Consider the following 7,777-nt stretch of genomic DNA (forward strand, 5'->3'; position numbering starts at 1 on the left):
AAGTGAAATGGGGGCCGGCGGAGGCCCGCCATTGGCAGCCGGCCATTCCCAGTGAAATGCCTGCAAACCTTGGAAAAACCGCCTTTTGCGCCTATATCTAGTCGATATCAGAGGCGCGATTCGGCGCGGACTTTTCGCGCTGTGCAGGCGGCATCCAGACAACAGGTTTTCATGAGCGATCAGATCGACAACAACAACGGCGCTGAAGCCGAATACGGCGCCGATTCCATCAAGGTTTTGAAGGGGTTGGACGCTGTCCGCAAACGCCCCGGAATGTATATCGGTGATACAGACGACGGCTCGGGCCTGCATCACATGGTCTATGAAGTGGTCGACAACGCCATCGACGAGGCGCTGGCCGGTCACGCCGACCTCGTCACCGTGACGCTCAACCCCGATGGTTCGGTCACTGTGATCGACAATGGCCGCGGAATTCCGACCGATATCCACACCGGAGAAGGCATTTCGGCGGCCGAAGTGATCATGACGCAGCTGCATGCCGGCGGCAAGTTCGACCAGAATTCCTACAAGGTCTCGGGCGGCCTGCATGGCGTCGGCGTCTCGGTGGTCAACGCGCTGTCGGCGTGGCTAAAGCTGAAGATCCGCCGCAACGGCCAGATCTTCGAGATGAGTTTCACGCATGGCAATGCCGACGCACCTCTGAAGGCGACCGGCACCTATGAGCAGGACAAGCAGCCGGGCACCTATGAGGGCCGCAGCGGCAGCCAGATCACCTTCTTCCCGTCGGCCGAGACCTTCACCATGGTCGAGTTCGACTTCGGCACGCTGGAACACCGGCTGCGCGAGCTTGCCTTCCTCAATTCCGGCGTGCGCATCATTTTGACCGATGCCCGTCACGCCGATGTCGTGCGCCATGAACTGCACTACGATGGAGGCCTCGAAGAATTCGTCAAATATCTCGATCGCGTCAAGAAACCGCTGATCGACAAGCCGATCGCCATCCGGGCGGAGCGCGACGGGATCACCGTCGAAGTGGCGATGTGGTGGAACGACAGCTACCACGAGAACGTGCTGGCCTTCACCAACAACATCCCGCAGCGCGATGGCGGCACGCATCTGGCCGGCTTCCGCGGCGCGCTGACGCGTCAGATCACCGGCTATGGCGAATCCTCTGGGCTGACCAAGAAGGAAAAGGTCTCGTTGATCGGCGACGATTGCCGCGAAGGTCTGACGGCGGTGCTGTCGGTCAAGGTTCCCGACCCGAAATTCTCCTCGCAGACCAAGGACAAGCTGGTCTCGTCGGAAGTCCGTCCTGTCGTCGAAGGCCTGGTCAACGAAGCGCTCGGCACCTGGCTGGAAGAACACCCGAGCGAAGGCAAGGTGGTCGTCGACAAGGTGATCCAGGCGGCGGCGGCGCGCGAAGCGGCGCGCAAGGCGCGCGATATCACCCGCAAGAGTTCGCTCGGCGTCACTTCCCTGCCCGGCAAACTGGCCGACTGCCAGGAACGCGACCCGGCGAAATCCGAAATCTTCATCGTCGAGGGTGATTCCGCCGGCGGCTCCGCCAAGGGTGGGCGTTCGCGCCAGAACCAGGCGATCCTGCCGTTGCGCGGCAAGATCCTCAATGTCGAGCGGGCGCGCTTCGACCGCATGCTCGGCTCCGACATGATCGGCACGTTGATCACGGCGCTCGGCACCTCGATCGGCAAGGACGAGTTCAACGCCGACAAATTGCGCTACCACAAGATCATCCTGATGACCGACGCCGACGTCGACGGCGCCCATATCAGAACCTTGCTGCTTACCTTCTTCTTCCGGCAGATGCCGGAGCTGATCGAGCGCGGCCATCTCTACATCGCCCAGCCGCCGCTCTACAAGGTGACGCGCGGCAAGAGCTCGCAATACATCAAGGACGAAAGCGCGTTCGAGGAGTTCCTGATCGGCTCGGGACTGGAGGAAGCATCGCTTACGCTCGGCTCGGGCGAGGTTCGCATCGGGCAGGACCTGCGTGGCGCCATCGATGACGCGCTGGCGGTGCGCCAGCTGATCAACGGCCTGCACACGCGCTACAACAGAGGCGTCGTCGAGCAGGCGGCGATCGCCGGTGGGCTCAACCCGGACGTGTTCGCCGATCTCGGTCGCGCCAACGACATGGCGGAGCGGATTGCAAAACGCCTCGACATCATTGCCGAGGACACCGAGCGCGGCTGGACCGGCCGCATGTCGACCTCGAATGAAGGCGTTGGCGGCTATGTGTTCGAGCGCACGGTGCGCAGCGTCAAGGAATATGCGCATCTCGACCTGGCGCTGATCAATTCGGCCGACGCACGCCAGCTCGACCGCTACGCACAGCGCCTCAGCGAGGTCTACGGGTCGCCGCCGGTGCTGCGCCGCAAGGATGTCTCCGAAACCATCTCGGGGCCGCTGGCGATGCTCAATGCGGTCTTTGCGACAGGCCGCAAGGGCCTGACGATGCAGCGCTACAAGGGTCTCGGCGAGATGAACGCCGAACAGCTGTGGGAAACCACGCTCGATCCGAACGTGCGCTCGCTGCTGCAGGTCAAGGTCAATGACGCGACCGATGCGGATTCGCTGTTTTCGCGGCTGATGGGCGACGAGGTCGAGCCCAGGCGCGAGTTCATCCAGGACAACGCGCTGTCGGTCGCCAATCTGGATATCTGATCTGGCCGTTAAATCTGAATTGGCGCGCTGCGGCGCGCCAATTGTTCCACCGGCGGCAACAAAATCAATTTGCAACGCGCCGGAACGGAAGTCCCTGCGAGACATTGTGACAATATCGATCACAATTTCTAACAGGAGGCTTCCATGGGACGCGGCATTTTGCTCTGGTTGCTCGGCATACCGATCCCGATCATCATTCTGATCATGCTGTTCGTACGATAGGGGGCACTTATGCAGTCCACCCTATCGGCTGTCGACGTTTCCACTTCAACAGAATCCTCCTCCACCGCCGTCAGTTGGGGACCGATCATCGCCGGTGCCTTCGCGGCCTCGACGCTGACCTTCATCCTCATGCTGCTGGGCTCCGGGCTTGGATTGAGCATGGTGTCGCCCTGGTCGGGATCCGGCGCATCTGTCACCACTTTCGCGGCATCCACCGCCGTCTGGCTGATCATCGTGCAATGGCTGTCCTCGGGTGTCGGCGGCTACCTTGCCGGACGCCTGCGCACCAAATGGGTCGGCATCCACACGGACGAGGTGTATTTCCGTGATACCGCCCATGGCTTTCTTGCCTGGGCGTTGGCCACACTGCTCGTCGTCGGCGTGCTTGGCTCCGCGCTTTCCGCTGCCATAGGCTCGGGCGTGCAGGCGGTGTCCACCATCGCGTCTGGTGCGGCCATGGGCGCATCGGCGGGGGCTTCGGCCAATGCCGGCAGCGCGTCGGCCGACAATGCGACATCCTACCTGGTGGATTCACTGTTCCGTCCGGCTGATCCGGGCAAGCTCGCGGCCGCCAATCCGGACAGCGATGCGGCCGCGGTTGGGCAGGCTTCGCGCATCCTGATCGCCGGCGCCGCGGCAGGCGAGGTTTCCGCAGACGACAAAACCTATCTGTCGCAGTTGGTCGCCGTTCGCACGGGGCTTTCGGAAGCAGATGCCAGGACCCGGGTGGATGCCGTCCTCGCCAAGGCCCAGGACGCCAAGGTCAAGGCGCAGCAGGCCGCCGACACAGCCAGGAAGGCCAGCGCGACGTTTGCCCTGCTTGGTGCGCTCTCGCTGGCCATCGGCGCCTTTATCGCCAGTGCTGCCGCGGCCCTTGGCGGCAGGCAGCGCGACGATGAGGAAGCGGTTTTTATCACCAACCGTTGAACTGCACTTGCAACAAAGCCACTCTGGCCCGCCCGGAGCGGCTTTGCTTTGAAGTTGTCGAGCGGCGCTGCCACGACCCCGTTCGCTGAAATCCGTTCTTATTTTCGGGGAGGAATCGCCGGCACTTCGGCTTGGCTCGGCTCCAGTTTGCGACCGAGGTCGACAGCGTCGCGCAGCACGGCGAGATGCGAGCGCGGCTGATCGCCGGCAGCAACCTCGATACCGGTCGCCGCCAACGACCAGTACAGCGTGTGGGTGAAGACACGGCCGAGGGAACCGCGCAGCTCGACCTGAACGTTCTCCACGCCCGGGCCGAAATTCTCCGCCATCGGCCCTGAGATCGGATCGCCCGTCAGCCAACCGTTGCCGCGGTCGAAGATATTGGTCCAGCGCGTCGCAGCAAACACCGCGCCATGATGCACCGCCCGCTGTGGCTTGCCGGAAGAACGGTTGCGCCCTTCCTGATAAAGCACGGTGCCACCGGCCGCCGCTCCCTCGGCAATCGGCGGACATGCCGAGAACAGGCGCTCGGCGATGCCGCGCCTGAATTCGGCGAGATTGTGCGTCACCAGAAATTCGCTGTGGGTCAGCGGGCTACCAAGCGTGACGAAATCGCTGATCTTCCAAGGCCGATGGCTGTCGTCCCTGGTGCGCAGTTGGCGATAGAGCTCCCACTGATCGCGCCGGAACCCGGCAAGATCGTCAAGGCTGCCGGGCCATGCCGAGCCGTCGGCAACAAGCGTCGCCTTGTCGATGGCGTGGATAGCCTTCAGTTTCGCCTTGTCGCGGATGGCCTCGAGTTTTCGGGGCCTGAAATCGGACCACAAGATCTGCAACAGGTCATAGGCGATCATCGAGCCGAGGCTGTGCGAGACCAGCACGATGCGATCGTAGGTATCGTCCATCATCAGACGCTTCAGCAGCTTCAGGCCGCGGTCGCGGATCAGCGCCCGCTTCTCTACCGTGGCCGCTTCAGCGCGCACATAGCCCGCGACATCGCCGAAATAGGGAAGGCCAAAACGGTCCACCGACCAGATGACGAACGAGGCCAGGATGGTGACGAGGACGCCGACGGTCCACGAAATCTGCTGCTGCCAAACCGACGTCGCAAGCGCGAGCGTCGCGACCAGGACGATGATGGCGGCAACCAGAGTGACCAGATAGAGCTTTCGGGCGTCCGGCGGTATGTCGGTGGGCTTGCGCCACAGCAGATTTGTCACCCAGGCGGCAAGCCGGCCTCGCGTCGTGCCCTGCGTGATGTCGGCCCAGTAAAGCTCGTAGAAGTCGGTGCGGCGGCCATCGACATCGTAGGGCGTGGTGATGCGGCGAAGTTCGTACGAATTGGTCCGGCTGTCGGGAGTGATCCAGCTCTGGTTGATCTTCGCGCCGGCGGGGTCGGCCGGATCGGCGACATGGGCATAAAACGGCGCGCGGTTGGGGTCATGGCTCCAGACAGCCTGGACAAAGCCTCGCAGCGTATCCATCGGCCGCTGTTCGCCCATGCCATGCACGATCACCACCGCCTGGCCAGGCTTGCGCGGCGCTTTCCCGGCGGGCGGCGATGCGATCGGGTCAGGCACCAACGTCTCCGTCGACGACAATCCCGCCGTCGAGGCGGGAATTCGTCATCGTAGCGCCGAAATCGCCGTCAAGCCAAGAAAGCCTGCCAAGAAAAAGCCCGGCGCGAAGCCGGGCGATTCTTGGCGTGTCCCGGCGCTTATCCCGGATCAGTGATCCATGGCTTTGACGATCTCTTCGGTCATCTTCTTGGCGTCGCCGAGCAGCATCATGGTGCCGTCCTTGTAGAACAGCGTGTTGTCGATACCGGCATAGCCGGAACCGAGCGAGCGCTTGACGAACAGGCAGGTGCGCGCCTTGTCGACGTCGAGGATCGGCATGCCGTAGATGGGTGAGGACTTGTCGTCGCGCGCGGACGGGTTGGTGACGTCGTTGGCGCCGATGACATAGGCAACGTCGGCTTGCGCGAACTCCGAGTTGATGTCCTCAAGCTCGAACACCTCGTCGTAGGGCACATTGGCTTCGGCGAGCAGCACGTTCATGTGGCCGGGCATGCGGCCGGCGACCGGGTGGATGGCGTACTTCACGTCGACGCCATTGGCCTTGAGCTTGTCGGCCATTTCGCGCAGCGATTGCTGCGCCTGGGCAACCGCCATGCCGTAGCCCGGCACGATGATGACTTTCTGGGCGTTCATCATGAGGTAGGCGGCATCGTCGGCAGAACCCTGCTTGACCGTGCGTTCGATGCCGTCATCGGCGGCCGCTGCCGTCTCCCCACCGAAGCCGCCGAGAATGACCGAGATGAAGCTTCGGTTCATGCCCTTGCACATGATGTAGGACAGGATCGCGCCGGATGAGCCGACCAGCGCGCCGGTGATGATCAGCGCCAGATTGCCGAGCGTGAAGCCCAGCGCCGCCGCCGCCCAGCCGGAATAGGAATTCAGCATCGAGACGACGACCGGCATGTCGGCGCCGCCGATCGGGATGATCAGCAGGATACCGAGCACCAGCGAGGCGGCAACGATCAGCCAGAAGACCAGCTTGGACTCGGTGGTGACCAGCAACACGATCAGCACGACGAGCGCGATAGCAAGTGCGGCGTTGATGAAGTGGCGTGCGCCGATCATGATCGGCTTGCCGGACATGCGGCCATCGAGCTTGAGGAAAGCGATGACCGAGCCGGTGAAGGTGATGGCGCCGATGGCGACGCCAAGGCTCATCTCGATCAGGGCCTGGGCATGAATGTCGCCATCCGTGCCGATGCCGAAGCTTTCCGGGGCATAGATCGCGGCAGCCGCCACCATGACGGCGGCGAGGCCGACCAGCGAGTGGAAGGCAGCGACCAGCTGCGGCATCGAGGTCATGGCGATGCGGCGCGCGGTAACGGCGCCGACGCCGCCGCCAATGGCAAGGCCGAGCACGATCAGGCCGAAGCGGCCGGCGGACGGGGTCGCCAGAGCCAGTGTGGTGGCGATGGCAATACCCATGCCGATCATGCCGTAGAGATTGCCCTGGCGGCTGGTGGTCGGATGCGACAGGCCGCGCAGCGCCATGATGAACAGGACACCGGAGACGAGGTAGAGGAAGGACGCGAAGTTGGCGTTCATGGCGCTCTACTTGTCCTTCTTCTTGTACATGGCCAGCATGCGCTGGGTGACGAGGAAGCCGCCGAAGATGTTGACCGAAACCAGCATCAGCGCGACGAAGCCGAAGCCCGCGGCAATGCCGGAGGCGGCGATGCCGACGGCAAGCAGCGCGCCGACGACGATGACCGAGGAGATGGCATTGGTGACGGCCATCAGCGGCGTATGCAGTGCGGGGGTCACCGACCAGACGACGTAGTAGCCGACGAAGATCGCCAGGACGAAGATGGCGAAGCGGAAGACGAAGGGATCGATGGCGCCGCCGGAGAGCGCATGCGCGGCATCACCGGCCGCGTCAGTGCCGCCGGGCGCGGTCGCCAGATTGTGCACCGCCAGCCGGACGGCGGCGGAGGCCTGGTCGAGCTGGTCGAGGGCTTTCTGCAGGGTCTGGTCCATCACGCGATCCCTTTCGGCTTCGACGAGGGCGACTTGGGTGCGGCCGCCTTCTTGGGCGCGGCTTTCTTGGGCGAAGCATCGGCGACCATGGTCTTGGCCGGGATCGCGGCCGGCTCGACATATTGGCCCTTTGCCGGCTGCTGGTCGGCTTTCACGAAAGCCGGATGAACCACCTTGCCGCCATCGGTCAGCATCGTTGCCTTGACCAGATCGTCGTCGCGATTGATGGCAAGCGTCTTGGCCGTCTTATCGACCAGCGTCTCGAGAAAGGCGAACAGGTTCCTGGCATAAAGCAGCGAGGCCGACGCCGCGATGCGGCCAGGCACATTGAGATGGCCGACAATCTTGACGTTGTTGGCGGTGGTGACCACCTTGCCGGCTTCGGCGCCCTCGACATTGCCGCCGCGCTCGACCGCGAGGTCGACGAT

At 63.4% G+C, this 7,777-nt stretch carries 5 protein-coding genes and 1 pseudogene; 2 read left to right on the forward strand and 4 right to left on the reverse strand.

Annotated elements, in window-relative coordinates; translation table 11 throughout:
• Nucleotides 1–171: 171 nt before the first annotated feature.
• Together gyrB and EN969_RS08670 are read left to right on the forward strand one after the other, a co-directional pair.
• Nucleotides 172–2,643, forward strand: coding sequence for a DNA topoisomerase (ATP-hydrolyzing) subunit B (gene gyrB / locus EN969_RS08665; protein WP_013528198.1), 2,472 nt, complete (start codon nt 172–174; stop codon nt 2,641–2,643).
• Nucleotides 2,644–2,874: 231 nt separating this feature from the next.
• Complete coding sequence (locus tag EN969_RS08670; protein WP_013528199.1) at nt 2,875–3,792, forward strand: hypothetical protein; 918 nt, start codon at nt 2,875–2,877, stop codon at nt 3,790–3,792.
• 98 nt (nt 3,793–3,890) lie between these two features.
• Here the strand turns inward: EN969_RS08670 and EN969_RS08675 are convergent, their stop codons facing one another.
• The 4 genes and pseudogenes from EN969_RS08675 to EN969_RS08690 all read right to left on the reverse strand — a co-directional run.
• Nucleotides 3,891–5,372: a hypothetical protein gene (locus EN969_RS08675; RefSeq protein ID WP_063170441.1), complete on the reverse strand. Its 1,482-nt coding sequence runs from the start codon at nt 5,370–5,372 to the stop codon at nt 3,891–3,893.
• Between the two features lie 147 nt (nt 5,373–5,519).
• Nucleotides 5,520–6,917 (reverse strand): NAD(P)(+) transhydrogenase (Re/Si-specific) subunit beta, encoded by a 1,398-nt coding sequence (locus EN969_RS08680; RefSeq protein WP_127419072.1) that lies wholly within the window; start codon nt 6,915–6,917, stop codon nt 5,520–5,522.
• A gap of 6 nt (nt 6,918–6,923) precedes the next feature.
• Complete coding sequence (locus tag EN969_RS08685) at nt 6,924–7,352, reverse strand: NAD(P) transhydrogenase subunit alpha (RefSeq protein ID WP_024501908.1); 429 nt, start codon at nt 7,350–7,352, stop codon at nt 6,924–6,926.
• A pseudogene (locus EN969_RS08690) lies at nt 7,349–7,777 on the reverse strand (NAD(P)(+) transhydrogenase (Re/Si-specific) subunit alpha); the annotation flags it as partial. The pseudogene EN969_RS08690 and the gene EN969_RS08685, both read right to left, overlap by 4 nt.

Origin of the sequence: Mesorhizobium sp. M7A.F.Ca.CA.003.01.2.1 (genome assembly GCF_003998945.1) — a bacterium.
GTDB classification, from domain to species: domain Bacteria; phylum Pseudomonadota; class Alphaproteobacteria; order Rhizobiales; family Rhizobiaceae; genus Mesorhizobium; species Mesorhizobium ciceri.